General features: G+C 67.7%; 26 protein-coding genes. 12 read left to right on the forward strand and 14 right to left on the reverse strand.

From position 1 onward, the window contains the following. Positions 1 to 53 precede the first annotated feature (53 nt). Together ACQ260_RS15120 and ACQ260_RS15125 are read right to left on the reverse strand one after the other, a co-directional pair. Positions 54 to 278, reverse strand: coding sequence for a hypothetical protein (locus ACQ260_RS15120; protein ID WP_432560296.1), 225 nt, complete (start codon positions 276 to 278; stop codon positions 54 to 56). Positions 279 to 628: 350 nt separating this feature from the next. Continuing rightward, the gene (locus ACQ260_RS15125) at positions 629 to 1,423 is read right to left on the reverse strand and encodes a hypothetical protein (RefSeq protein WP_432560297.1); all 795 of its coding nucleotides are present in this window, start codon (positions 1,421 to 1,423) and stop codon (positions 629 to 631) included. Between the two features lie 252 nt (positions 1,424 to 1,675). Between ACQ260_RS15125 and ACQ260_RS15130 the strand changes: the two genes are divergently transcribed. Continuing rightward, positions 1,676 to 2,032, forward strand: a complete 357-nt coding sequence (locus ACQ260_RS15130) for a hypothetical protein (RefSeq protein WP_432560298.1) — start codon at positions 1,676 to 1,678, stop codon at positions 2,030 to 2,032. A 32-nt stretch (positions 2,033 to 2,064) separates the two neighbouring features. On the opposite strand, the gene meaB is transcribed toward ACQ260_RS15130, so the two are convergent. Genes meaB through mutA form a run of 3 tightly spaced genes read right to left on the reverse strand, consistent with a single transcriptional unit; the run spans position 2,065 to position 7,153 of the window. Continuing rightward, complete coding sequence (meaB, locus tag ACQ260_RS15135) at positions 2,065 to 3,063, reverse strand: methylmalonyl Co-A mutase-associated GTPase MeaB (protein WP_432560299.1); 999 nt, start codon at positions 3,061 to 3,063, stop codon at positions 2,065 to 2,067. Next, a complete protein-coding gene (gene scpA, locus ACQ260_RS15140) occupies positions 3,060 to 5,261 on the reverse strand; it encodes a methylmalonyl-CoA mutase (RefSeq protein ID WP_432560300.1) in 2,202 nt (733 codons plus the stop codon). Before scpA ends, meaB begins: the two co-directional genes overlap by 4 nt. Next, positions 5,258 to 7,153, reverse strand: coding sequence for a methylmalonyl-CoA mutase small subunit (gene mutA, locus ACQ260_RS15145; protein WP_432560301.1), 1,896 nt, complete (start codon positions 7,151 to 7,153; stop codon positions 5,258 to 5,260). The genes scpA and mutA overlap by 4 nt, the downstream gene beginning before the upstream one ends. Before the next feature lie 159 nt (positions 7,154 to 7,312). On the opposite strand from mutA, the gene ACQ260_RS15150 reads away from it, so the two are divergent. Both ACQ260_RS15150 and ACQ260_RS15155 read left to right on the forward strand, forming a co-directional pair. Then, a complete protein-coding gene (locus tag ACQ260_RS15150; RefSeq protein WP_432560302.1) occupies positions 7,313 to 7,858 on the forward strand; it encodes a pyridoxamine 5'-phosphate oxidase family protein in 546 nt (181 codons plus the stop codon). 247 nt (positions 7,859 to 8,105) lie between these two features. Continuing rightward, positions 8,106 to 8,582, forward strand: coding sequence for a nucleoside deaminase (locus tag ACQ260_RS15155; RefSeq protein WP_432560303.1), 477 nt, complete (start codon positions 8,106 to 8,108; stop codon positions 8,580 to 8,582). A gap of 14 nt (positions 8,583 to 8,596) precedes the next feature. On the opposite strand, the gene ACQ260_RS15160 is transcribed toward ACQ260_RS15155, so the two are convergent. The 4 genes from ACQ260_RS15160 to ACQ260_RS15175 are packed head-to-tail and all read right to left on the reverse strand — an operon-like array spanning position 8,597 to position 11,024. After that, positions 8,597 to 9,304 carry an alpha/beta fold hydrolase gene (locus ACQ260_RS15160; RefSeq protein ID WP_432560304.1) on the reverse strand — a complete coding sequence of 236 codons (708 nt, stop codon included), beginning with the start codon at positions 9,302 to 9,304 and terminating at the stop codon, positions 8,597 to 8,599. 46 nt (positions 9,305 to 9,350) lie between these two features. Continuing rightward, positions 9,351 to 9,758: a VOC family protein gene (locus ACQ260_RS15165; RefSeq protein ID WP_432560305.1), complete on the reverse strand. Its 408-nt coding sequence runs from the start codon at positions 9,756 to 9,758 to the stop codon at positions 9,351 to 9,353. Between the two features lie 4 nt (positions 9,759 to 9,762). After that, positions 9,763 to 10,578 carry a helix-turn-helix domain-containing protein gene (locus ACQ260_RS15170; RefSeq protein ID WP_432560306.1) on the reverse strand — a complete coding sequence of 272 codons (816 nt, stop codon included), beginning with the start codon at positions 10,576 to 10,578 and terminating at the stop codon, positions 9,763 to 9,765. Positions 10,579 to 10,619: 41 nt separating this feature from the next. Continuing rightward, positions 10,620 to 11,024, reverse strand: coding sequence for a VOC family protein (locus ACQ260_RS15175; protein WP_432560307.1), 405 nt, complete (start codon positions 11,022 to 11,024; stop codon positions 10,620 to 10,622). A gap of 74 nt (positions 11,025 to 11,098) precedes the next feature. On the opposite strand from ACQ260_RS15175, the gene ACQ260_RS15180 reads away from it, so the two are divergent. The 4 genes from ACQ260_RS15180 (at position 11,099) to ACQ260_RS15195 (ending at position 14,943) form a co-directional block, all read left to right on the forward strand. Next, a complete protein-coding gene (locus tag ACQ260_RS15180; RefSeq protein WP_432560308.1) occupies positions 11,099 to 11,746 on the forward strand; it encodes a TetR/AcrR family transcriptional regulator in 648 nt (215 codons plus the stop codon). Positions 11,747 to 11,843: 97 nt separating this feature from the next. Then, positions 11,844 to 12,980 (forward strand): efflux RND transporter periplasmic adaptor subunit, encoded by a 1,137-nt coding sequence (locus ACQ260_RS15185; protein ID WP_432560309.1) that lies wholly within the window; start codon positions 11,844 to 11,846, stop codon positions 12,978 to 12,980. After that, a complete protein-coding gene (locus ACQ260_RS15190) occupies positions 12,977 to 13,732 on the forward strand; it encodes an ABC transporter ATP-binding protein (protein WP_432560310.1) in 756 nt (251 codons plus the stop codon). The genes ACQ260_RS15185 and ACQ260_RS15190 overlap by 4 nt, the downstream gene beginning before the upstream one ends. After that, positions 13,732 to 14,943 carry an ABC transporter permease gene (locus tag ACQ260_RS15195; protein ID WP_432560311.1) on the forward strand — a complete coding sequence of 404 codons (1,212 nt, stop codon included), beginning with the start codon at positions 13,732 to 13,734 and terminating at the stop codon, positions 14,941 to 14,943. Before ACQ260_RS15190 ends, ACQ260_RS15195 begins: the two co-directional genes overlap by 1 nt. 48 nt (positions 14,944 to 14,991) lie before the next feature. On the opposite strand, the gene ACQ260_RS15200 is transcribed toward ACQ260_RS15195, so the two are convergent. Next, positions 14,992 to 15,474: an SRPBCC domain-containing protein gene (locus tag ACQ260_RS15200; RefSeq protein WP_432560312.1), complete on the reverse strand. Its 483-nt coding sequence runs from the start codon at positions 15,472 to 15,474 to the stop codon at positions 14,992 to 14,994. Beyond that, positions 15,471 to 15,860, reverse strand: a complete 390-nt coding sequence (locus ACQ260_RS15205) for an ArsR/SmtB family transcription factor (protein WP_432560313.1) — start codon at positions 15,858 to 15,860, stop codon at positions 15,471 to 15,473. The genes ACQ260_RS15200 and ACQ260_RS15205 overlap by 4 nt, the downstream gene beginning before the upstream one ends. 218 nt (positions 15,861 to 16,078) lie before the next feature. Between ACQ260_RS15205 and ACQ260_RS15210 the strand changes: the two genes are divergently transcribed. The 4 genes from ACQ260_RS15210 (at position 16,079) to ACQ260_RS15225 (ending at position 20,113) form a co-directional block, all read left to right on the forward strand. Next, positions 16,079 to 17,626 (forward strand): GAF domain-containing sensor histidine kinase, encoded by a 1,548-nt coding sequence (locus tag ACQ260_RS15210; RefSeq protein WP_432560314.1) that lies wholly within the window; start codon positions 16,079 to 16,081, stop codon positions 17,624 to 17,626. Continuing rightward, positions 17,623 to 18,267 carry a response regulator transcription factor gene (locus ACQ260_RS15215; RefSeq protein WP_432560315.1) on the forward strand — a complete coding sequence of 215 codons (645 nt, stop codon included), beginning with the start codon at positions 17,623 to 17,625 and terminating at the stop codon, positions 18,265 to 18,267. The genes ACQ260_RS15210 and ACQ260_RS15215 overlap by 4 nt, the downstream gene beginning before the upstream one ends. 41 nt (positions 18,268 to 18,308) lie before the next feature. Next, positions 18,309 to 19,337 (forward strand): pyridoxal-phosphate dependent enzyme, encoded by a 1,029-nt coding sequence (locus tag ACQ260_RS15220; protein WP_432560316.1) that lies wholly within the window; start codon positions 18,309 to 18,311, stop codon positions 19,335 to 19,337. A gap of 89 nt (positions 19,338 to 19,426) precedes the next feature. Continuing rightward, positions 19,427 to 20,113 (forward strand): CDGSH iron-sulfur domain-containing protein, encoded by a 687-nt coding sequence (locus ACQ260_RS15225; protein ID WP_432560317.1) that lies wholly within the window; start codon positions 19,427 to 19,429, stop codon positions 20,111 to 20,113. A gap of 56 nt (positions 20,114 to 20,169) precedes the next feature. On the opposite strand, the gene ACQ260_RS15230 is transcribed toward ACQ260_RS15225, so the two are convergent. Then, positions 20,170 to 20,931 carry an SDR family NAD(P)-dependent oxidoreductase gene (locus ACQ260_RS15230; protein ID WP_432560318.1) on the reverse strand — a complete coding sequence of 254 codons (762 nt, stop codon included), beginning with the start codon at positions 20,929 to 20,931 and terminating at the stop codon, positions 20,170 to 20,172. A 319-nt stretch (positions 20,932 to 21,250) separates the two neighbouring features. On the opposite strand from ACQ260_RS15230, the gene ACQ260_RS15235 reads away from it, so the two are divergent. Further along, positions 21,251 to 22,477, forward strand: a complete 1,227-nt coding sequence (locus ACQ260_RS15235; protein WP_432560319.1) for an alpha-amylase family glycosyl hydrolase — start codon at positions 21,251 to 21,253, stop codon at positions 22,475 to 22,477. Between the two features lie 3 nt (positions 22,478 to 22,480). Here ACQ260_RS15235 and ACQ260_RS15240 read toward each other — a convergent pair whose 3' ends face one another. Then, positions 22,481 to 22,822 (reverse strand): TfoX/Sxy family protein, encoded by a 342-nt coding sequence (locus ACQ260_RS15240; RefSeq protein WP_432560320.1) that lies wholly within the window; start codon positions 22,820 to 22,822, stop codon positions 22,481 to 22,483. A 25-nt stretch (positions 22,823 to 22,847) separates the two neighbouring features. Further along, complete coding sequence (locus tag ACQ260_RS15245) at positions 22,848 to 23,585, reverse strand: SDR family NAD(P)-dependent oxidoreductase (RefSeq protein WP_432560321.1); 738 nt, start codon at positions 23,583 to 23,585, stop codon at positions 22,848 to 22,850. Between the last annotated feature and the right edge of the window lie 47 nt (positions 23,586 to 23,632).

Here is a 23,632-nt window from a genome sequence, read left to right on the forward strand (position 1 = left end):
AAGACCTCGACCCTTACCCGGCCATCGACGCGCCGACCGGACTCAACCACCCTCTACACCCCGAATTGTGAAGAGCCCGCAAAGCGATCTGAAGCAAGGATGGCTTCGGACGATTTGATCGTTTCTCTTACCCGAATTCGGAGCTCTTTCAGGCGATCTTTGAACTCGTCGGCGGTCTCAAGTGGATGACGATATTCGTAGATCCCGACCTGCTGGAGCAGGATTGAATCCTTGAGCTCGACGAGCTCGGCTTTGGCAGCTTCAATCTCCGCCGCCAACTCGACCTGTTCAGTCCTATGTCCCTCAATGTCGTCCTGCCCTGCGGCGCTGCCCCTTGGGGTAGCCGTTGTTGAATAGACCTCCGGTCGTTGTGGGGGTGCGGCGTCGGCCCAGGACGTGGTGGTGTGGTTGTCAACAGCTCCCGAGGTCGGCGCATCACTCGACGGGACTCGGTCTGCGCCTGCTGGGGAGTTGGCCTGCTCCGGAGTTGGGTCAGGAACCCAGAACTCCCATCCGGCAGGGGCTGGCGGCCAAGTCGGATCGGGCCGCCAGCCCAAGGAGGGCATCCACCCGGCTGGGGGAGGCGGCCACCCTGGCGGAGGGTTAAAGCGCATCGCTGGGCCTTGACTCATCCGCGTCGCACCCCTTCGTGCTGAGAGATCGGAATTAGCGCGTGGGCGTTCTTGGAAACGACTGCTTTGAGATAGTGGAGGGTCTCCGTTGGCGTTACGTGCGCGAGGTCGATTCCCTCGAATGTCCTGCGATCAGCTGCAACAGCGACGAGGGGCGTTAGCTTTGGTTGACCAGTGGCGGGATCCAGATGCGTAACGCTCGCAGTCAACGAAATGGTGTCAATATGCTCATGTCGATCAGCCTCCCAAACCTCATGCATTGTCCGGAGAACTATGGAGTGTGCCACGTGCGTGTACCGCTCGCGTTGTTCCTTGGCTGATTGAATCGACTCGGCGATTGTGTCGGACGTCTTGACGTATCGGTATGCCTTTGCGGTCGGCATGCTGTCAGGGTTGGGCAACTCCACGTCGATGTGCAGCTCTCGGTGTTCCTGCGAGTAGGAATGTTCAACGTGGACGGGCAATTCGTCTGGATAGACGGAATTGCTGAAAACAATCCGAAAGTACTCATCGACTGCCCATGCCTCGCCCGTGTGGTGCGCCGCGATAAGCTTCTCAAGCGGAATATTTGCCTCCTTGACCTCATTGTCAATGCGGCGACATTCTTCCTCGTGGATCGCTTGGTGCGCGCGCAGTTGCTGCAGCCGATACTCCTCCGCTGCGTGATATTCCTGAGCCGCGCGATGCTGCCGAATGGGAATGCTGGCGACGAAATCGCGCCATTGCGCGTGTTGCCGCTCAAACTGCGTTCGGGCGTCCTGGATCGCCTGCTCATGCTTCTTCTTGCCCACAAGGGCCGAGATCCCACTTGGGGGCGAGGGGGGTATGAAGCGTGGCTCCGGGGGCGCATAGATAGGAGCGGGAGGTTCCAGCGGCTGTGCGAAGGGAGATGTGAACCGTGGATATAGCGCCGGTCGTCGCAAGGACTCCAAGTCCACGTGATCGTCAACATCCAAGGTTGCGGATAGAATAGCGCTGAGTTCTTCGAGTCTTTCTCGCAGCTGCGAGTTGAGAAGCTCAGCTCTCGCCTCTTGTGCCTCAACATGAAGCTTGGCTGCCTCGCGCTCTGCTGCGATACGTGCGCGCTCGTCTGCGCGTTCAGCAGCCAATTTGGCCCGAGCAGCCGCGGCTGCCGACCGTTCTGCTTCTCGTGCACGGCGTTGAGCCTCGCGCGTCGCTGCGGCTGCTTGCCGCTGCTGTTCCCGCTTTGCGACCGCCATCTGGTGTTGCATTTCAGCGAAGAATCCGCGACGCCGCGCCACTTTGAGCACCCCTTTTTCGACGTGAAGTTTGCGGGAAGTCTACGAAACGCGCGATCTGCGAAGGGCACTGGCCCGATCCGCTACGAGAGCTATTCCGATCTGTGGCTAGTGGCGCTCGCGGTGTCAACTCGCCAGTGACACTCAGTTCCCCGGCCGCAGGCCTGCAAGTTTCACTGCGCCCAGCGGAAACCCGGGATGTCCTCTGCGAGCGCGCGCAGGATCTGGTCGGCGCCCTCGATGGCGCTGAGACTGTTGTCGCCGACCTCGGACTCGACCCGAGCGCGAATCCCGCGTACCCCCTGCGACGCCCGCACCGCATCCCGCAACTGGTCCTCGACCAGGGCCCACAGCCACTGCAGCTGCTGGGCCCGCCGACGCTCGGCGAGGCCCGCCCCCTCCAGCTCGGCGCGGTGCTCGAGGACCTTGCCCCACAGGTCGTCGAGGCCGGCGCCGGTTTCGGCGGAGCAGGTGAGCACCGGTGTACGCCGCCCCTCCGGCTGAATCAACCGCATCGCGACCTGCAGTTCGCGGGCGGCGACCTTGGCGGCGTTCACATAGTCACCGTCCGCCTTGTTCACCGCGATCACGTCGGCCATCTCGAGGATGCCGCGCTTGATGCCCTGCAGTTGATCGCCCGAGCGGGCGAGGGAGATCAGGAGAAAGGTGTCGACCATGTCCGCGACGGCGACCTCGGACTGGCCTACGCCGACGGTCTCGACCAGCACGACGTCATAGCCGGCGGCCTCCATCACCAGCATGGACTCCCGGGTGGCCCGGGCGACGCCGCCGAGGTGGTTGCCGGATGGGGAGGGACGGACGTACGCACGGTCGTGCGACGTCAGCTCGCCCATGCGGGTGCGGTCACCGAGGATCGAGCCGCCGGTGCGGGACGACGACGGGTCGACGGCGAGCACCGCCACCTGATGTCCCTGGTCGATCAACCGCAGCCCGAGGGCGTTGATGAGCGTCGACTTGCCCGCCCCCGGCACGCCGGTGATGCCCACCCGGATCGCGTCCTCGGAGCGCGGCAGCGCGCCGATCAGCGCCTTCGCGAGCTCGCGGTGGTCGGGGCGGGTGGACTCCACGAGTGTGATCGCGCGCGCGATCGCGGCCCGGGATCCCTGCGTGATCTGCTCGGCGAGCTCGGGAATATCGGGGCGATGCCTCATGCCGGGTCAGCAGCCTCGGACTCCACCTGGGCGGCGAGCTTCTCCAGCAACTCGCGGGCGGCCACCGGGATGACCGTGCCGGGCGGATATATCGCGTCGGCACCGCTGGCGCGCAGGGCCTCGAAGTCCTGCTCCGGAATCACGCCACCGACGACGATCATCATGTCGTCGCGACCCAGCTCGTCGAGCTCCCGGCGCAGAGCCGGCACGAGGGTGAGGTGCCCGGCGGCCAACGACGACACACCCACGACGTGGACGTCGGCCTCGACGGCCTGCCGCGCGACCTCACCCGGGGTCTGGAACAGCGGACCGACATCGACGTCGAAGCCGAGGTCGGCGAACGCGGTCGAGATCACCTTCTGGCCGCGGTCGTGACCGTCCTGGCCCATCTTGGCCACGAGGATGCGGGGCCGGCGGCCTTCGGCCTCGGCGAACTCCTCGACCAGCTTGCGCGTAACTTCGATATCGGACGTGTCCCCGGACTCCTTCGAATAGACCCCACTGATCGTGCGGATCTGGGCGGTGAAGCGGCCGAAGACCTTTTCCAGGGCCGCGGAGATCTCGCCGACCGAGGCCTTGGCCCGGGCGGCGTCGATGCTCAGCTTGAGCAGGTTGCGTTCGGGGTCCGCGTCGTCGCGGTTCTCGGCGGCCCAGGTCAACTTGTCGAGCGCAGCCTGGCAGGCCTGTTCGTCCCGCTCGGCCTTCAGCCGCTCCAGCTTCGCGATCTGGCTCGCGCGCACCTGCGCGTTGTCGATCTTGAGCACCTCGAACGGCTCGTCCTGGTCGACCTGATATTTGTTCACGCCAACCACCGGCTGACGGCCGGCGTCGATGCGCGCCTGAGTGCGGGCCGCGGCCTCCTCGACGCGCATCTTGGGGATGCCCGCCTCGATTGCCTTGGCCATGCCGCCGGCTTCCTCGACCTCACGGATGTGGGCCCAGGAGCGGCGGGCGAGGTCATAGGTGAGCTTTTCCAGGTAGGCCGACCCGCCCCACGGATCGATCACCTTCGTAGTGCCCGACTCCTGCTGGAGGAACAGCTGAGTGTTGCGGGCGATGCGCGCGGAGAAGTCCGTGGGCAGCGCGATGGCCTCGTCGAGGGCGTTGGTGTGCAGCGACTGGGTGTGACCCTGGGTCGCGGCCATCGCCTCGATGCAGGTGCGGGCGATGTTGTTGTAGATGTCCTGTGCGGTCAGCGACCAGCCAGAGGTCTGGGAGTGAGTCCGCAGTGACAGTGACTTCGGGTTCTTCGGTTCGAAGTCGTTGACCAGCTTGGCCCACAGCATCCGGGCGGCCCGCAGCTTGGCGACCTCCATGAAGAAGTTCATCCCGATCGCCCAGAAGAACGACAGCCGAGGCGCGAAGGCGTCGACCTCGAGACCCGCGACCCGTCCGGCGCGGATGTACTCCACGCCGTCCGCCAGCGTGTACGCCATCTCCAGGTCTTGCGTCGCCCCCGCCTCCTGGATGTGATAACCGGAGATCGAGATCGAGTTGAACCGCGGCATGTTCGCAGAGGTGAACGCGATGATGTCGGAGATGATCCGCATCGAAGGTTCCGGCGGATAGATATAGGTGTTGCGGACCATGAACTCCTTCAGAATGTCGTTCTGAATGGTTCCGGCCAACTGCTCCGGTTTGACGCCCTGCTCCTCGGCCGCGACCACATAGAGCGCCAGGATCGGCAGCACCGCGCCGTTCATCGTCATCGAGACCGACATCTGGTCCAGCGGGATGCGGTCGAACAGCTGCCGCATGTCGAGGATCGAATCGATCGCCACGCCCGCCATGCCGACGTCGCCCTCGACGCGGGGGTGGTCGGAGTCATAGCCGCGGTGGGTCGCGAGGTCGAACGCGACCGACAGCCCCTTCTGGCCGGCGGCCAGATTGCGGCGATAGAAGGCGTTGGACTCCTCGGCGGTGGAGAACCCGGCATATTGCCGGATGGTCCAGGGCTGGTTGACGTACATCGTCGCGTACGGTCCCCGCAGGAACGGCGGGATCCCCGGATAGGTGCTGAGGAAGTCCAATTGCGCGAGATCGTCGTCGCCATAGAGGGTGCCGACCGGGATGTGCTCGGGGGTGTCCCAGACGTTGGTGGCGGCGTCGCCGGCGACCTTCGCGTACGCCGCTGCGGCGTCGTCCGGGACCTGCGGCGTGCCGAGATCGATCGAATCGAACCGAGGGATGCTGCTCATCGTGCCGTCTCCAGGGTGTCGAGGATGGACGTGAGGAGGGGGACCGTGTCGACGCCGGCAAAGAGGGTGCCGTCGACCGTGCCCTCAGGAGCGTCGCCGAGTTCCTTCGCGTTGCCGGCGATCAGGACCGTGGTGGCTCCGGCGTCGCGGAGCGCGTTGGCGACCGCGGCGCCGTGCTCGGCGTACATCTTCGCCGAGGAGCACAACACGGCCACCTTGGTGCCGGCCTCCTTGAGGCCGGTGGCGAAGGCACTCGGGTCGGTGCCCTCGACGAGCGGGGCGCCGATCCCGGCCACGCCGAGCAGAGCCGTGGTGAAGGTTTCCCGTGCGCCGAAGTCGCGGCGTGTGCCCAGCGCGGCGAGCAGGACAGCCGGCTGGCGACCGTTGGTCTCGGCGAGCGCGGTGGTCCGGTCGCGGAGGCCTTCGAAGATCTCGGCGTCGCGGCGGCGGGGGAGTGCGGATTCGGGGGCCACGGGCCGCGGCGTACGGTCGATCACCGGCTCCACGGACTGCGGGAACATGCTCACGCCGGTGAGGGGCGCGGACCGGTCCGACAGGCGGCGGTCGCGTTCGGCCGTGCTGGCGGCGAGGCGGTCCGTGATGAGCGCAGTGTTGACGGCCTTGGTCATGCCGCCCGCGGCCTCGATCTGCTGGAACCAGGCCCAGCCGGCTTCGGCGAGCTGGTCGGTGAGCTGTTCGACAAAGAACGAGCCGCCCGCCGGGTCGTTGACCCGAGCGATGTTCGACTCCTCGGCGAGGATGACCTGGGTGTTGCGGGCGATGCGCCGGGAGAAGTCGTTCGGGAGCCCGTGGACCGTGTCGAAGGGCAACACTGTGATCGCCTCCGCGCCGCCGACGGAGGCGGCGAAACAGGCGATCGTCGTGCGCAGGACATTCACATAGGCGTCATCGCGCGACATCATCCGCCACGACGTGACCGCGTGCTGACGGGCTCCGCGCAGCTCGGCCGGGACACCGACGACCTCGCCCACCCGCGACCACAAGCGTCGCAGCGCCCGCAGGCGGGCGATCGTCAGGAACTGATCGGCGGTCGCCGAAACGCGGAATTCAACCTGGCCGAACGCGTCGGCCGGGGCGATGCCGGCCTCCTCGAGATCGCGAAGGTAGGCGACCCCGGTCGCGATCGCGAGACCCAGCTCGTCGGCGTCGGAGGCGCCTGCCTCGTGATAGGGCAGCGCATCGACGGAAAGCGCCCGGACGCCGGGGAGGCCTTCGAGGGCGGCGGCGACCCATTCGCGGTGGGGGCCGAGGTCGGGGGCGGTTCCGGTGACAGCGGCCAGGCCGAGCGCGTCGAGACCGAGGTTGCCGGTCGCGGTGGTGAGATCGATCCCGCGGTCCTTCCAGACCTGCGCGAGCGCGGCGGCCGACGCCGTCTGGTGCTCGCGGCTCGAGACGACCACAGCTGCCAAGTCGAGGAGGACATCCTCGAGCACGGCACCGAGATCCGCCGGGTCGATCGCGTCGCTGCCCGTCCGCAGCCACACCGAGTTGGCCCCGCGCTCGAGATCGTTGAGCACGTGCTGGCGGGTGGTGGCGGCCTCGGGGTCTTCGTGGAGTTGGCGGACATCCCAGCCGTCCATCTCGCCCGAGCGGATCGTGGCGCCGCGGTCGAAGGGAGCGAGGGCGGGAAAACCAAGCGCTCGGTCGTCGCGGGTATAGAGGGGCTCGATCGTGATGCCCTCAACGGTCTTGCTGCGCAGTCGCGCCATCGCCTTGTCGATCGGGAGTTCTTGGCCCGGGGGGCGGCGGCGGTTGAGCACTTTGAGCACTTCCGCTTCCCACTGCTCGCGCGTCGGGCTCGGGAACACCGAGCCCAACTCGAGCTCGTCAGGGACTCGTTCCTGGCTGTCCAGCGTGTCGTTCTCGACCATGGCGCCTCTTCCGATTAGTCCAACGCGCCTCACTTTAGCCATCCCCCCGGACGCTGGGGGCAGGAATCCCCGACCTCCTGAAGTCGCCCTCGCCACCGCGTCCCGGGTCGACCACGCCGGCGACCGCCCGCACTCCGCGGATGCGTGACAGGCTGAGTCATGGCCACCTTCTATCCGTCGATCGAACCGCAGCTGGCCGACTTCATCGGCCGTCAGCACATGTTCTTCGTGGCGACCGCGGCCCCGACCGGCCGCGTCAACGTCTCGCCCAAGGGGTTGGACACCTTTCGCGTCCTCTCCCCGCACCGCGTCGCCTGGCTCAACGGGACGGGTTCCGGCAACGAGACCGCCGCGCACACGCAGCAGGACCCGCGGATGACGATCATGTTCTGCTCCGTCGAAGGCAAGCCGTGGATTCTCCGCCTCTATGGCCGGGCGCGGATGATCCAGCCCGGTGATGTCGAGTGGGCGGAGGCGTGCGGGTGGTTTCCGCCCTTGGAGGGCGCGCGGCAGGTGTTCGTCGTCGACGTGGACGAGTGCCAGACGTCGTGTGGGTTCGGGGTGCCGCTCTATGACTACGCGGGCCAGCGCGACCTCATGGCGAAGTGGGCCGACAACAAGGGCCCGGAGGGGATCCTCGACTATCAGCGCAAGAAGAACGAGCGCTCGATCGACGGTTTCGACGCCGGCCTGCGGCAGGCCTGAAGCCAGAGCTGCTGGGTGCGGCCCCCGGTGTCGAGATCGGGGTGCTGCCGGCCGACGCATGCCTGGACCCAGGTGCTGCCGGCCGACGCATGCCTAGACCCAGGTGCTGTCACCGCCCTACTGCCCAGGTATCGAACTATCCGGCCAAAGTCGCACCAAACAAGATTGGTGACTAGGCACAATGCTCTTGGCTGTCGCCGACATTGGCCGAATAGTTACATGCGCCGCCGCTATAGGGTTCGGTGCTGTGATCGGCGATGAAGATATGCAGCACCTGGAGCGCGCCGTGCAGCTCGCCGAACAGGCGTTGGCGAGCGGGGACGAACCGTTCGGGTCCGTGCTCGTCGCGGCGTCCGGCGAGGTCCTGTTCGAGGACCACAACCACGTCGCCGGCGGCGACCGCACGCAGCACCCGGAGTTCGCGATCGCACGCTGGGCGGCGCGCCACCTTGAGGTGGGCGAGCGGTCCGGTGCGACCGTGTACACCTCTGGCGAGCACTGCCCCATGTGCGCGGCCGCGCATGCCTGGGTTGGTCTGGGCCGGATTGTTTATGCCTCGTCCTCGGAGCAACTGGTCCGCTGGTCCGCCGAACTCGGTCTGCCCTACTCACCGGTGGCCGCGCTGCCGATCAGCCAAGTCGCGCCCAATGTCGCTGTGGAAGGCCCGGTCCCGGAACTCGCCGCTCGCGTCCGCGCACTGCACGCGCGTCGCGTCAGCGGTTGACCGGCTCGCTGGGGCTAGCGGCGCGCGGCCGCCGCGTCGATGATCTCGGCAAGCTGCTCGGGTCGGGACCACATCGGCCAGTGGCCCGTGGGCAGGTCGACGAACTCGAGGGCGCGATAGTCGAGCAGGGCAGCGAGGAACGGCACGCCCTGCTCCGCATGGCTCCGGAATTCACTCGCAGGGAACGACGTGCACACGACGGTCCCCGGCACGTCGTGACGTCGAGGATCACGGAGCTCGACAGCGGTGGACACCACCGCGCCCGGTTCGGGGACGGCGCGTGCCCTGAAGGTCTCGAGCTGGTCGTCGGTGAGATCTCGCATGGCGCCCTGCTCGAACTCCTCCTGCCACACGTCGGCCAGGTCCAAGGCGGCACCGGTGAACTCGGCATTCATCGCGGCGCCGTCGCGGCTGGGGGCGGTGTCCACCCAGACGACGTGGTCGACCAAGTCGGGCGCCCGGTCGATGACCATGGTCCCGGGGATCGCGGCTCCGCTGTGCACCACCAGGACCCTTCGATCGGCCCGGTGATCCAGGGCCGCGAGGATCGCGTCCGCCTGATCCTGAGGAGTGATGACCGCGGTCCCGGGAGCCTCCGGTGCGCGCCCCGGCAGGGTCAGAGCAACGACGTCGTGGCCGCGGTCGCGCAGCGGCGGCACAACCGCGGCCCACGCCCAATCGCCGAGCCAGAATCCGGGCACCAACACGATCTGGGTGGTCATGGCTGAATCATCACACGGCGCCCCGACCAGAGCGCGGCGTTCCCGCTCACTCTCCTGGATAGGAACCGATCGACCACTGGTTGCCCTCGGGGTCGGCGACGCCGGCGCTGCGACCGCCGTAGTCCTGGCCGACCGGCTCCTGCAGCGACGTCGCGCCGGCCGCCATAGCGCGTTGATAGACCTCGTCGACGTCCGCATCGGTCGGCACGACCAGATAACAGGAGGCGACGCCGACCCGGCGCTCCCATTCGCTGCCGGGGGTGTCGGCCCGTTGCGCGGAGCCGAACATGATCGCGCCGTTGCCGCCCCAGTGGAACTGGGCGTGCTCGACGATGCCGGGGTCGGTTTCGTTGCGGACGACCAGACGCTCTTCGAAGCCGAGCGCCGTGAGGAAGGCGATGCCGGCGTCCGCGTCGCGGAAGGCCAGGCTGTGGAACACCGTGGGTTTCGTCATGGCTCTAGCGTTGCGCGGCCGGGTCCTCGGCGTCTTGAACGATTGGGAACGCTTCGGCCCGCCACGCCGTGGGCGTCTGCCCCGCGAACTCCCGGAACTCGCGCGACAGATGAGCCTGATCGGCATAGCCGGCGCGCGCCGCAACCTCGGCCCACGGGACGCCCTGCCGCGCGTACCTCTGCGCCGCCCCGAACCGGTGCAAGCGGCCCAGGTCCCGCGGGGGCAGCCCGAACTCGGCGGTGAAGCGGTTGACGAGATGGCGGCGCGACCACCCGATCCCGCGCGCGAGGTCGGCGACGCCGACGCGGCCGCGGGTGGTGGCGAGTACGCGCCAGGCCTGCGCCAAGTCGTCGGGCACGCGGGTGCGGTCGCGCGTCGCGAGTCGGAGGAGATGGTCCTCGAGGAGGCCGAACCTCGTTGGCCAGGGGGCATCGGCCAGCCGCGCGTGCAGGTGCTCCGGGATTCCGAGCGGCACGTCGGTGTGGTCGGCGAGTCCCCGCGCGATCGGTCCGATCGGCAGGCCGAGGAGCGCCCGGCACCCCGCGGGGGTGAGGTCGAGCTGGATGCCGTGCTGGGTGCCGTGGGTGTGGATGATGGCCGGCCGGGTGTGCATGCCCGAGGCGAGCAGCCACCGCTGGACGCGGCTGGTCGGGTCGTCCTGCCAGCCGACGTCCAGCGGCTCGTCGAAGCTGATGATGACCGTTGCGGCCGGGCTGGGCACGCCATGGTGGACGGCATGCGGGTCGAGGCGGAAGTCGTACCCCTGCATGCGGTTCACCAGTCCCCGCAGCCCGCGATGGACGGGGTGGGCGATGTCCATGTGACGAGGGTACGTAGTCGACGTCGCCGTTGGCGAGAGGCTCAGCCGAACGCGGCGGCGTACTCGGCTGTCGGCGGGACCGGCGTGATCACGTCGATCAGCACCCCGTCGGGTCCGGCGACGATGAAGTGTCGCTGGCCGAAATCCTCGGTGCGGATATCGAGCAGGGGTGTGAGGCCGCGCTCGGTGACCAGCGTCGCGTACTCGGCGTCGACGTCGTCGACCTCCAGATTGACGAGCAGCCCGGTCGACGTCGCGCGCGGGTAGGACGCGGGGATCGTGGGGTGGCCGGCCTGGAGGACCGCGAGTTCGAAGCCGTCGCGGGTGAGCGAGACGTACCAGTCCGCGGCGAAGGTGGTGTCGAAGCCGAGCAGTTGGGTGAAGAACGCGGCGGTCGCGGGGACGTCGTCGGTCATGAGCACGGGGTAGAGGCTGGTGAGGGTCATGGCTATGCTCCTTTACATACGCCGTGTTTGTATTCCGATGATACATACACAAAGTTTGTAAAGGAAGGTCGCGGATGGCACGAGCGAGTCGCGAGGAGGCCGAGCGGACCGGCCGCAGGATTCTGGAGCAGGCGCGGGCGGCGTTCGCGAAGGAGGGGTACGCGGACGTGCGGCTGGAGGAGGTCGCCGCCGCCGCCGGCGTGACACGCGGCGCGGTCTATCACCGCTATCGATCGAAGCAGGCCTTGTTCGCCGACGTCCTGGCGAGCGTCATGGGCGAGGTTGCGGCTGCTGTCGTGAAGGCTGCCGAACAAGTCGCGCCGGGTTCGGGAGCCTGGGCCCCGATCAAGGCGGGCTGTCTGGCCTTCGTGGCGGCAGCGACCGCGCCCGGAGTACGCCGGATCCTGGTGGTGGACGGGCCCGCCGTCGTGGGCTGGGAGGCCTGGCGTGAGCTCGACGCGCAGCATTCCCGACGGATGCTGGCGGAGGGCTTGGGGGAACTTGCCGCCGAGGGCCTCCTGCGCGGCGATCCTGAGTCCGCGACGATCCTGCTGTCCGGCGCGCTCAACGAAGGTGCCCTGTGGGTTGCGGCGCATCCCGATCCCGACCGAGCGCTCGATGCACTCGACGACACCCTGGACTCGCTGTTGCAGGGGCTGGGTCGAAATGTCGGTGGCCAACCAGGGTCCGCTCAGGGCCGTTCGCGACACCCTGACCATTAGGTTCTATTAAGGCCGGGTGCGCACCGCTTGGAAGTTCGGTGCCGATCCCCTGCGGAGGAAAACCTCGAACCCGGCCTGCTGGGAGAGGAAGCCCCTTATGCGGAAGAAGCGCTGGATCATCGGCGCGGTCCTGGTCGGTGCAGTCGTTCTGGTGGCAGGCATGTTGCTGCTGCCCGGCCTCCTGGGTGGCCCCCAGCGAACCGGCGCATCGACGATGAACATCGAGTCCGTGCGCAGCCTGAAGAGCGCCGACCGACAGCTGATCTCGGGCTCGGTGCACACCGCCGAATCCGAGAACTTCTATGTCGATGCCACGAAGGGCCGGGTCGATCGGATCGAGGTCGCCCAGGGGGATCCGGTGAAGAAGGGCGACGAGCTCTATGCCTATGCCAACTCCACGCTGACCATCCAGCAGGAGAAGGCACGCATTCAAATCCAGACCGCCCGGCGCAAGGTGTCGACGCTCGAAACCAACCATGCGAACCTCGTGCGCGACCTCCGGCGGGCACCCACCACCGAGGCGGCCGACCAGCTGAAGACGCAGCGTGACCAGGTTCGTGAAGAGCTGGAGATGGCGCGCACCGAGGTCCGGATGGCCGAGCTCGACGTCGAGGAGCTGAACGAGCAGGTCGCCGCCCTTGTCGTGCGGTCCAACTTCGACGGCATCGTCGAGATGGTGAACGAGGACGAGCGGAACGCCGTCGCCCAGGGTGCCGCGACCAAGCCGTTGATCCGCGTGGTGTCCAATCTCCCCTATGAGGTGAAGGGCTCGCTGACCGAGTTGCAGCGGGCGCAGATCAAGCAGGACCTGCCGTTCACCGCGACCAGCAAGGCTCTCCCGGGCAAGGAGTGGCGCGGCACCATCGCCTATGTCAGCACCTTCCCGATGGAGGCAGCGGGCGGTCAGGGCCAGGAGCAGGGCGGCCAGGCGCAATATGAATTCGTCGCGAAACTGGAGACCCAGGCCGACCTCGTGCCCGGCAACACCCTCTTTCTGGAGATCAACACCACGGGTGCGGACTCGTTCGACGTGCCCACCGGCGCGGTGCTGCGCGATGAGCAGGGCGGTCACCAAGTGTTCGTCGTCGAGAACAACCGCCTCGCGAAGCGGACGGTCACGGTGGGCGCCGAGGCCGATGGGCAGATCGCCATCACCTCGCCCCTGGACGATGCCACGGAGATCCTGCTGAACCCCGACGCCACCTCCGTGGAGGGCATGGAAGTCATCCGATGAGCAGCGCAATCCTCTCCCTGGACAGGATCAACAAGGTCTTCGGCACCGGCGATCTGTCCCTCCATGTCCTCAAGGACGTGTCCCTCGACGTCGAGCAAGGGGAGTTCGTGTCGATCATGGGCCCGTCCGGATCCGGCAAGTCGACGCTGATGAACATCATCGGGACGCTCGACAAGCCGACCTCCGGGGCGTACGTCCTCGAAGGCGAACCCGTCCACGAACTCAACGAACGCCGCATCGCACAACTGCGCAACGAGTCGATCGGGTTCGTGTTCCAGCACTTCTTCCTGCTCGCCCGGTCGAACGCGGTGGCGAACGTCGAACTGCCGCTGATCTATGCGGGCCGCTCGCGGGCGGAGCGTCGGGAGATCGCGGAGAGGGCACTGGACCGGGTGGGCCTGGCGGCGAAGCACCGGTCCCTGCCCAACCAGCTCTCGGGCGGCGAGAAGCAACGGGTCGCGATTGCCCGGGCGATCTCGACCGGCCCCAAATTCATCCTGGCCGACGAGCCGACCGGGGCGCTCGACACCACGACCAGCGCCCAGATCATGGAACTGTTCCGCGATCTCAACGCGGACGGCACGACGATCATCATGATTACCCACGAGCAGGACATCGCCAATTGCGCCGATCGGATCGTGCGCATCCGGGACGGGCGGATCGAATCGGACGAGCGCATCCGGGGTCGCCGGGTCGCGACCGCCGGCGACGCCGAGGGCGTGGCTGACGCCGAGCCGGAGCGGGCAGGCTGATGAACGTCATCGAGAGCTTCCGCATGGCGTTGTCGTCGATCATGGCCCACAAGATGCGGTCGATCCTCACCATGTTGGGGATCATCATCGGCGTCGGTTCGATCATCACGATCGTGGCGATCGGCCAGATGGGCGAGCAGCAGCTCAAGAACTCGCTGTCCGGCGGCAACAAGGCCATGGTCACCATGGAGTTCGGTCCGCCGGGTGCCGGCGCCTTCACGGCCGGGCCCATCGCGTCCCCGCCGCAGATCCGACCGGTCGATGTCGAGCGGATCCGTCAGTTGCCGCACGTCAAGAGCTTCATCGAGCAGCGCATGGACATGACGGACCTCGAGAACGGCACCGAGAAGGCCGAGGGCGTCTATATCCGGGCCGGCGACTTGGAGATCTTCGAGTTGAGCAATCTCGCCCCGGTGGCGGGACGGCTCATCACGCAGGAGGACGTCAACCGGGCTGCGCAGGTCATCGTCCTGGGCCGCGACACGGCCACCTCGCTCTTCGCCTCCCCCGACCGGGCGATCGGCGAGATCATCGAGATCAACGCCCAGCCCGTGCGCGTGATCGGCGTCGTCGAGGAGCAGTCCACGCTGGGCTTCACGTTGCAGACCTGCTTCATCCCGCTGACCGCGTGGGAGTCGGTGTTCCCGCAGGCGCCCGGGTTCTCGCAGTACGCCGTCGTCGCCACCGACGTCGAGCACGTCACCGAGGCCGGGCAGAACGCCGCGGACTATCTCAACGAGACGCTGGTGGTGAATCCCGAGGAGGCCCAGTTCAAGCCCACCGACATGCGCGAACTCGAGCAGGAGATCTCGTCGGTCACCACGATCATGACTGCGATCATCGGCGGCATCGCCGCGATCTCGCTCCTGGTCGGCGGCATCGGGGTGATGAACATCATGCTCGTGTCAGTGGCGGAGCGGACGCGGGAGATCGGCGTACGCAAGGCGCTCGGCGCCACGCGCGGCCGGATCCTGCAGCAGTTCCTGATCGAGAGCATGGTGCTCACCTCGCTGGGCGGCCTGATCGGCATCATGTTCGCCTACGGACTCACCGCCCTCGTCGCGGCCATCCTCGGTTATGAGTTCGTCCTGTCGATCCCCGTCACGATCATCGCCGTGCTGTTCTCCTCGCTGATCGGAGTCGTGTTCGGTCTGCTGCCGGCCAACAAGGCGGCAAAGCTGAGCCCGATCGACGCGCTGCGCTATGAGTGAGAAGGCAGCGACGGGCCCACGCACTGGTCGCGTGGGCCCGTCGTGTTGTCAGGCAGCCGGCTCGTCCATCGGCTGCCCCGTCTCCAGCAGGGTCTTGAGGCCCGCGAGGCACCACGGCCACCCGCCGCCGCCCGAGCCGGGATCGTTGCCGCCGGCGACCTCGGCGGCATATTCGGGGGCCGCGGACAGGTCGTGCGTCAGCTTCACGAACGTGAGGCCGCTCGGATATTCGGTCAGCTCCCACGTGAGTCGGGTGGGTTCCGACTCGGGATGCCACGTGGGCGCCCAGGCCAACACCAGTCGCCTGGGCGGATCGATCTCGATCACCTCGCCGACGACGGCATCCTCGCCCAGGCCCATCTGCTTCATCTCGTCGGTGGAGGTGTTGCGATAACGGCCGCCGACCTGCTGGTCGATCTCGGTGCCGCCGCCATAGCCCCAGCGCGTCGTGTATTCGGATTGCGTGATCGCGTCCCACACCTGCTGCGCGGGCGCCTTGATATAGATGCTGTAGATCTGAACGTTGCTCATGGCCGTGGCCTCTCTGAATCCGTGGGTGCGTCTGTCGGTGGGAGTGTGGGTGGTCCGCCTTCCAGGCGGCCTTTGAGGTCGAGGAGAACCGAGGCGATCCCGGCTCGCTCGGTGTATTTGCCGATCCACCGCTCGTGAATGGCCTGGATCGGCACGGGATTGAGGTGATGCAGCTTCTCCCGGCCCTGCTTGCGGGAGTTGACGAGCCCGGCGGACTCGAGAAGGCGCAGGTGTTTCGCCACCCCGAACCGGGTCATCTCGATGTCATGGGCGGCGACCACTACCTCCAGTTCCGCGAGCGAGCGGCCGTCCCGCTCGAAGAGCGCATCCAGGAGCAGCCGACGGGTTGAGTCCGCCAGTGCCTTGAACACGAGGTCGTCGTCCATGCCTCGACAATAGGTGACCAAAAAGTCACGTGTCAAGAGTCGGGGGAGAGGGTCTGGATCGAACACGGTCTGGGCCTGGGCCTGTGCCCGAATTTCCGCACTATTGCGTACGCCGACCGGTTGCGCTCCCGTTGATTGCTGGAAGGATCGGTCCAAGACGGCGCCATCTCACGGCGTGCCAAAGGAGGCGGGCGGTGGGCGGTGACAGAGCAGAACCGGTGACCGACCAGACCCTGCTGGCGGTTCTCGATGCCTCCATCGACGCGATGCTCCTGCTGGACCGGGACGGACGATGCACGCACGCCAATGCGGCGGCCGCAGCCACCCTGGGCAGGCCCGAGCAGGCGCTGATCGGCACCCGGCCCCTCGCAGACTGGCGCCCCGCCTTCGCCGAGGACTCAGGTCGCCCTGTCCTGCGCCGGCACGAGTTCGGGATCGACCGGACCTTGCAGATCCGCCGCAGCGACGTGGGCGAGCGACAGGTCGTCGTGCTCAGGGACGTGACCGATGCCGAGCGCTCACAACGGCGGCTGGCGGCGTTCGCCCGGGCGGCGTCGCGGGTGGCGTACGCCGATTCTCTGCGCGAGACGCTCGACGCCATTTGTGCGGAGATGATCCGGACCGTCGAGCTGGCCGCCGCCCAGATCCTGTTGATCGACACGGACACCTGGCGGATGCAGTTGCACGGGGCTGCGCCGGTGGCGTACTTCGGTCCCGACTTCTCGGACCGTATCCTGCAGGCCGCCGCGCTGGGCGCCGAATTCTCCTCGCTGGCGAGCCTGCGGACGGGGCAACCGATCGTCACCCCCGACCGCCGGCGGCTCATGCTGGCCGACCCCAGGTGGGCCCCGCTGCACGACCACCTCACCGGGTTCGAGTGGGGCACATTCGTGTCCGTGCCGTTGGCCGGCCGCGATGCCCCGATCGGTGCGCTGAACATCTATTGCCGGCCGGGACGCCAGCCGACGTTCGACGACGTGGCCTTCTTCACGGCCATGGCCGACCAGGTGTCGGTCGCGGTGCAGCACGCGCGGCTGTTCGCGGCATCGCGTTCGCGGACCCAGCATCTGGAGCGGCAACGACTCGCCCAAGAGCTCCACGACTCGGCCTGTCAGGAACTGTTCTCGATCAATCTGCATGTCCGGGCGGCGAAGTTTCTGCTGGACCGGGTGCGCCCGGGGCAGCCGGACGAGGTGGCCGGGGACGCGGCCGAGGCCGTGGGCAAGCTGGAGCGCCACGTCGCCACGCTGGGCGAGCTCGCGCACGCCGCGCTGGAGGACATGCGTTCGCTGATCTTCGAGCTCTATCCGACGGTGTTGCACGACGAGGGTCTGGTCGCGGTCGCCCGTCAGCTCGTGGCGTCACTCTCCGCGCGCGAGGGGATCGACGGGTCGGTCGTGTGCCCCGAGGACGGCATGACAGTGGCAGGGGATGCGGTCCTGGAGGCGTACCACATCATCCGCGAGGCCCTGCACAACGTCATCAAGCACGCGCAGGCCGACCGGGTGACGGTCACGTTGCAGCCCGATCCGGAGGACGCCGCCACGCTCGTGATCGAGGTCGCCGATGATGGGGTGGGCATGTCCGCGGGTCCACGCCGCGGGCTCGGGTTGACGTCGATGAGGGAACGGGCTGAACGAGTCGGCGGCTCGCTGCACCTCGGCCCGGCGACAGGTGGTGGCACGCTGGTGCGTGCGGTGCTGCCCGGCGCGCTCGCCGTCGGGATACCCGACCGAGACCGCTCCGGCAGAGTGGAGGGGACATGACCGACGTGCGGGTGCTGATCGTGGACGACCATGAAGTGGTCCGCCTGGGCCTGCAGGCCTATCTCGAGGAGCAGCCCGGGATCCGATGCGTGGGGGAGGCAGTGGATGGCGCCAGCGCCCTGGCCGCACTCGAGCGGCTCGCTGCAGAGGATGCACTGCCCGACGTCGTGCTGATGGACCTGGTGATGCGGGGTCAGGACGGGATCAGCGCGACGCGAGAGATCCGGGTGCGCTATCCCGTTGTGCAAGTAGTCGCCGTCACCAGCTTCGGCGAGAGCCAACGCATCCGGGACGCCCTCGCCGCCGGTGCCTCCGGCTATGTCATGAAGGACTCCGACGTCGATGAGATCGCGATAGCGATCCACGCAGCCGCCCAGGGGGCCGCCCACCTGGATGCGGCGACGGAACGCACGCTCAGCGAGGAGGGCGACGCCGGCCGGGAGGACCTGACCGCCAGAGAGCGCGAGGTTCTGGCGCTCGTCGCCGAGGGACTGTCCAACAGGCAGGCCGCGCGGTCGCTGTCCCTCAGCGAACGGACGGTGCAGACCCACTTGGGCTCGATCCTGCGCAAGCTGGGGCTGAAGTCCCGGACGGAGGCAGCACTGTGGGCTGTGCGCGGCGGCCTCCGCGAGCTGGACTGAACCGGCGCAGCGAGGCGCCACGAGCCTGCCACGATGAGGGGATGACTTCCTGCTATGCCGCTCCGAAAGCCCGTCGCTGGCTCGCCGAGCCACCCAGCGAGGGGGCCCGCGGCTTTCATCGGGCGCTGCCCGGCTATCGGCCCACACCGCTGCGCCCGGCGCCGGGGCTGGCGGCGGAGCTGGGCGTCGGGCGGGTCCTCGTCAAGGACGAGTCCGAGCGGCTGGGTCTGCCGGCGTTCAAGATTCTGGGCGCCTCCTGGGCGTGCCATCACGTTCTCCAGCGGAACCCGGGCGCCACGCTGGTCACCGCCACAGAGGGCAACCACGGGCGTGCGATCGCGCGCATGGCCGGCCACTTCGGCGTGCCCGCCAGGATCTTCGTCCCCCGCACGATGCGCGCCGACACCGCAGCGCTGATTGCGGCGGAGGGCGCCGAGATCGTCCGGGTGGACGGGGACTATGACGCCGCGGTGGCCGCCGCGGCCGGATTCGCGGCGGCGGACGGGAGCCGGGAGTTGGTGCAGGATACGGCGTGGGAGGGGTACGCGGAGGTCCCCGCCCGGATCGTTGCCGGCTATCGCACCTTGCTGCTGGAGATCGACGAGGAGTTGGGGCGCGCGCCGGATCTGGTCGTGGTGCCGGTGGGGGTCGGGTCATTGGCGGAGGCGGTGGTCCGGCACTATCGCCAGCCGGCGACCGAGCACCCGACCGTCCTGTTGGTCGAACCCGACACCGCGGCCTGCGTCCTGACCAGTCTTGTCGCCGGATCGCCGACTTCCGTGACAACGGCGAGCACGGTGATGGCCGGACTGAACTGTGCAACGGTGTCCGCGACGGCGTGGCCGGTGCTGCGGGACGGCTGCGACGCGGCTGTCGCGGTGGCGGACGCCCAGGTCCTCGACGCCGTCGACGAACTCGCCGCCGAGGGAATAGCGGCCGGGCCCTGCGGCGCGGCAACACTGGCCGGTGTGCGTGCGTTCCTCGCCGACCCCGAACGGAGGGTCGCCGCCCACCTTGCCGGCGACGCCGTCGTGGTCCTCATCAACACCGAGGGGCCGAGCCCGACCTGACTGGGCCGCCTGCTGCCGGTGTCGGAGCGGGTGGTTAGGCTGACCGCGTGAGGGGCGGCGTGGCCCCGGACGCCCGAGAGAGGACGCCCATGAGCGACAACGACATCAATCCCCAGATCACTGTCTCCGGCGGGCCGCTGATCGTGAGCGGCGGCATTCCGCTCGTTCGTGCTTCGATCAAAGTGGAGGACAAGCACTCCGCCGACTGGGAGATCGGGGCCGAGATCGACACCGAGGAGCACCGCAAGCCGAACGGCGACTATTGGCTGTGTCGTTGCGGGGAATCGAAGACCAAGCCGTTCTGCGATCTCACGCACCGGGAGATCGGGTTCGACGGCACGCCGAACCCTCCGGAAGGCACCTATGCCGAGCGGGCCAAGGCCTATCCGGGCACGGGGGTCGTCGTGCATGACGACCGTTCGATCTGCGAGCACGCCGGGTTCTGCGCCAAGCACCGCGACAACGTCTGGAAGATGGTTGGCCGCACCGAGGACGAGGCGGTGCGTGCGGAGATGCAGTCGATGATCCACCGCTGCCCGTCGGGCGCGCTGTCCTATCGACCGAGTGAGGACGCCGAGGCCGACGAACCGGACTATCCGGTCCGCATCGCCGTCGTCAACGATTCGTCCTATTGGGTGACCGGATCGGTGCCGGTGGTCGTGAACGGGGAGACGGTGGAGACGCGAGCCCGCCGGACGTTGTGCCGCTGCGGGCACTCCGATATCAAGCCGCTCTGTGACGGCACCCACGAGAAGGTCGGGTTCGCAGACAGGTGAGCCGGTCCGCGCGAACGGCTGCATTCCGGTCGTTCGCGCGGATCCGGCTCCAAGGGCTACACGGCGGTATAGCCGCCGTCGACCGTCACCACCTGTCCGGTGATATAGGTCGACTCCTTGGCCGCGAGGAACACGCACGCGCTGTTGAGTTCGCCCGACTGTCCGTGGCGCTGCAGCGGCACCGTGCGCCCCATGTGCTCCTGGAACGAGTCGCTCTCGAGGATGGGCGCGGTGAGTTCGGTCTCGAAATAGCCCGGGCAGAGGCAGTTCACGGTCACGCCGTTGGGTGCCCACTCGGCCGCCAGAGCGCGAGTGAGGTTGATCACGCCACCCTTCGCGGCGTGATAGGCAGGTGCCGGCGCGGTGGTGTTGCCGACCATGCCGTACATGGACGCGATGTTGATGATCCGGCCGTAGTTGCCTGCGACCATCTCCCGCCCGAACTCGCGGGACATCCGGAAGACGCCGGAGAGGTCGACCGCGAGGTCCCAGTTCCACTGCTCATCGGTCATGTCGAGGGCGGGCGTAACCGCGCCCGCGCCCGCATTGTTGACGAGAATGTCGATCCGCCCACACAACTCCTTGGCCTTCTTCACCGCATCCTGAATCTGCGCGAGGTCAGTGACGTCGCAGGTCACTGCATGGGTGCGCACTCCCCACTGCTCGGCGACCTCCGCGGCGGCAGCCTCCAGCCTGTCCATGCGACGCGCCAGCATGACCAACTCGGCACCGTGCTCGGCCAACCCGTGGGACATCTGGAGTCCAAGCCCACTCGAGGCACCGGTGACGACCGCGACTTGGCCGGAAAGATCGAACATATCGAGAGCTCCTAACGTTCGGTTGAACGCTGCTGAACCTAGCCAGAACTCAACGGATCTCATGCTCTGCTCAGATCTGGACCCCCTCTCGTCCAGAGAATGGCGGGTTAGCTGAGAGGGGGGCGATCCTGCTAACTTTCGAAGATTGCTTCTCGCAAGGTCGTTCGATCCGTTCTCGTCCTCGGATCTCCTGAATGCGCCTTGGTGTCTGGACATGCGCTTGCACGGTCCCCAACGCCGCCGGATGCACTCCCGGGGCCGGGTGGGTGGTGCGAGCGGTGAGGGCTAACGTTGTCGGTTACGTTGGTCAGGAGGTCCCGTGTCCCTGCTCGATCACGCCATCTGGTGGCAGATCTATCCGCTCGGCGCCGTCGGCGCACCGATCCACGGACGCCGTGTCCTGCACTTCCCGGGCGAGGACGCCGGCCACCGGCTGCGGCAGCTCGACGCCTGGCTGGACTATGCGATCGAGCTGGGGTGCTCCGGGCTGCTGCTCGGGCCGATCTTCGAGTCGACGGCGCATGGTTACGACACCGTCGACCACCTGCGGCTCGACGGCCGCCTGGGGGACGACGCGGACTGGGACCATTTCGTCGCGGAATGTCATCGACGCGGGCTCGCGATCGTCCTGGACGGGGTGTTCAACCACGTTGGAGTGCTGCACCCCCTGGTCGAGGAATGCGTGGCTGCCGGCGGCGGCATGGTCCGGGTGCGCGACGGCGTGCCCGAACCATGGGAGGGCCACGGTGACCTCGCGCTGCTGGACCACTCCGACCCCCGGGTGGCGGATTTTGTCGTCGACGTAATGGTGCATTGGCTCGGTCGCGGAGCGGCGGGCTGGCGGCTCGATGTGGCGTACGCCGTCCCCGCCGAGTTCTGGACCGCGGTGATCCGACGCGTCCGCGAACATCATCCCGACGCGATCTTCATCGGGGAGGTCATTCACGGGGACTATGCCGAGATCGCCCGCGCTGCGTCGCTCGACTCCGTGACTCAATACGAGCTGTGGAAGGCGATCTGGAGTTCACTCGTCGACCAGAACATGTGGGAACTCGCCTGGGCCCTGCAGCGCCATGACGAGTTCTCCCGCGAGCTCGTCACCCAGACGTTCGTCGGCAACCACGACGTCGATCGGATTGCGAGCAAGGTCGGTGACGTCGGCGCCGCTCTGGCGGCAGTGGTGCTGATGACGGTGCCGGGGATGCCGAGTGTGTACTACGGGGACGAGCAGGGATTCCGCGGCGAAAAGGTGGACGGCCAATGGGCCGACGCGCCGGTCCGGCCGCCGCTGCCACCCGCACCGGCCGACCTCGCTCCCAACGGGGCGTGGCTGTTCCGGATCTATCAGGACCTCATCGGTCTGCGTCGGCGGAACGCCTGGGTCACCCGCGGCCGCCTCGAGGTGACCGGCAAGCAGGACGAATGGATCACCTATGACGTGATGGGCGACGGCGGCCGGATGTCGGTGCGCCTCGACCTCGGCTCGCGCCCCCGCGCGGAGGTCCTGGTCAACGGGGCGCCTGCGTACGCCTGGCAGGCCGACTAGAACTCAGCGCGACGACTTCGCCCGCGGGTTGAAGGCGATCGCTTCGTCGATCCAGAAGTCGAGGTCGTCGTCCACCAACGCGGGCTCCACGCGGAGCCAGCCCGGCCCCATCGACCTTCCCCTGCCCATTTCCGGGGTGGAGGTGCCGGGTCGCTCTTGGAGCGTGGCGTTCCGTTCGGGGTCGATGCGGACCAGGAGGCTGCCGTCGGACATGGTGCCGACCAGGATCTTGCCGTCGAGCATGAAACACAGGGCACCGAACATCCGGACCTCCCGCACCCCGTCCCGGGTGGACAGAGCGGCACGGATGCGATTGGCCAGCTCGGCGGCGTCGGTCGGGATCATGGCGGGTCCTCTTGTGTCGGTGGCGTCAGCGCAGGGGGATGCCTGTGTGTCGGGTCAGCGCCTCGATCAGCGCGCCCTGAAACGCCGGGTCCAGCGTGGCCGGGTGCGGGTCCTCCCGCCGCTGGTGGTGCCAATAGCCACCCGAGGTCATCGCCTCTTCATCGCCGCTCACCGCGAGCCACGCCTGCGTCACATGGCCCTGATCGAGGTCGTCAGGCGCATTCGGGCCACCCATCCGCGTGGGCACCCAACCGGGGTCCACGGCGTTGCTGAGCACGTCCGGCCACCGGTGGGCGACTGCCATCGTGAGCGCCGTGACCAGAAGCTTGCTGTCGGAATAGTCCGCGGTCTCGGTGGCACCTGACCAATCCAGGCCGTCCAAGGCGGCGGAGCCACCGCGGTGCATTCCGCTGCTGAGATAGATGAGCCGGCCTGGACGCTGCATGGAGGCGGTCAGGACATAGGGGGCCACGACGTTCACCGGGAGCAGGATCTTGCCCGACCCGATGCCGGCCCCGGCGTTGTGGATGACCGCGTCGATCTGCCCGAGGGAGTCCACCTGTTCGGTCAACTCGCGCGTGGCCGAGAGATCGGACAGGTCGCCGACGACCGCGTACGCCCCCCGTTCCCGCAGGTCCGCCACCGCATTGAGCCGTTCGTGGGAGCGGGCGTGCACCACCACGTCGTGACCGTCAGCGAGCAGCGCCTCCGCCGCGTTGCGGCCCAGCCCGTCGGCAGATCCTGTGATGAATATCCGCGCCATGACCTCCACGTTAGCCCGTGCGGAGGCGCCCTTCGAATGATCGGCGG

Source organism: Ammonicoccus luteus, assembly GCF_050880385.1.
In the GTDB taxonomy this organism is placed as follows: Bacteria; Actinomycetota; Actinomycetes; order Propionibacteriales; family Propionibacteriaceae; genus Enemella.

Excerpts from the sequence above, each read along its gene's own strand:
- ACQ260_RS15130 (WP_432560298.1), top strand. The coding sequence starts at position 1,676 with ATGAAGCTTGGCTGCCTCGCGCTCTGCTGCGATACGTGCGCGCTCGTC.
- meaB (WP_432560299.1), bottom strand. The coding sequence starts at position 3,063 with ATGAGGCATCGCCCCGATATTCCCGAGCTCGCCGAGCAGATCACGCAG.
- scpA (WP_432560300.1), bottom strand. The coding sequence starts at position 5,261 with ATGAGCAGCATCCCTCGGTTCGATTCGATCGATCTCGGCACGCCGCAG.
- mutA (WP_432560301.1), bottom strand. The coding sequence starts at position 7,153 with ATGGTCGAGAACGACACGCTGGACAGCCAGGAACGAGTCCCTGACGAG.
- ACQ260_RS15150 (WP_432560302.1), top strand. The coding sequence starts at position 7,313 with ATGGCCACCTTCTATCCGTCGATCGAACCGCAGCTGGCCGACTTCATC.
- ACQ260_RS15160 (WP_432560304.1), bottom strand. The coding sequence starts at position 9,304 with ATGACCACCCAGATCGTGTTGGTGCCCGGATTCTGGCTCGGCGATTGG.
- ACQ260_RS15165 (WP_432560305.1), bottom strand. The coding sequence starts at position 9,758 with ATGACGAAACCCACGGTGTTCCACAGCCTGGCCTTCCGCGACGCGGAC.
- ACQ260_RS15170 (WP_432560306.1), bottom strand. The coding sequence starts at position 10,578 with ATGGACATCGCCCACCCCGTCCATCGCGGGCTGCGGGGACTGGTGAAC.
- ACQ260_RS15175 (WP_432560307.1), bottom strand. The coding sequence starts at position 11,024 with ATGACCCTCACCAGCCTCTACCCCGTGCTCATGACCGACGACGTCCCC.
- ACQ260_RS15180 (WP_432560308.1), top strand. The coding sequence starts at position 11,099 with ATGGCACGAGCGAGTCGCGAGGAGGCCGAGCGGACCGGCCGCAGGATT.
- ACQ260_RS15185 (WP_432560309.1), top strand. The coding sequence starts at position 11,844 with ATGCGGAAGAAGCGCTGGATCATCGGCGCGGTCCTGGTCGGTGCAGTC.
- ACQ260_RS15190 (WP_432560310.1), top strand. The coding sequence starts at position 12,977 with ATGAGCAGCGCAATCCTCTCCCTGGACAGGATCAACAAGGTCTTCGGC.
- ACQ260_RS15195 (WP_432560311.1), top strand. The coding sequence starts at position 13,732 with ATGAACGTCATCGAGAGCTTCCGCATGGCGTTGTCGTCGATCATGGCC.
- ACQ260_RS15200 (WP_432560312.1), bottom strand. The coding sequence starts at position 15,474 with ATGAGCAACGTTCAGATCTACAGCATCTATATCAAGGCGCCCGCGCAG.
- ACQ260_RS15205 (WP_432560313.1), bottom strand. The coding sequence starts at position 15,860 with ATGGACGACGACCTCGTGTTCAAGGCACTGGCGGACTCAACCCGTCGG.
- ACQ260_RS15215 (WP_432560315.1), top strand. The coding sequence starts at position 17,623 with ATGACCGACGTGCGGGTGCTGATCGTGGACGACCATGAAGTGGTCCGC.
- ACQ260_RS15220 (WP_432560316.1), top strand. The coding sequence starts at position 18,309 with ATGACTTCCTGCTATGCCGCTCCGAAAGCCCGTCGCTGGCTCGCCGAG.
- ACQ260_RS15225 (WP_432560317.1), top strand. The coding sequence starts at position 19,427 with ATGAGCGACAACGACATCAATCCCCAGATCACTGTCTCCGGCGGGCCG.
- ACQ260_RS15230 (WP_432560318.1), bottom strand. The coding sequence starts at position 20,931 with ATGTTCGATCTTTCCGGCCAAGTCGCGGTCGTCACCGGTGCCTCGAGT.
- ACQ260_RS15240 (WP_432560320.1), bottom strand. The coding sequence starts at position 22,822 with ATGATCCCGACCGACGCCGCCGAGCTGGCCAATCGCATCCGTGCCGCT.
- ACQ260_RS15245 (WP_432560321.1), bottom strand. The coding sequence starts at position 23,585 with ATGGCGCGGATATTCATCACAGGATCTGCCGACGGGCTGGGCCGCAAC.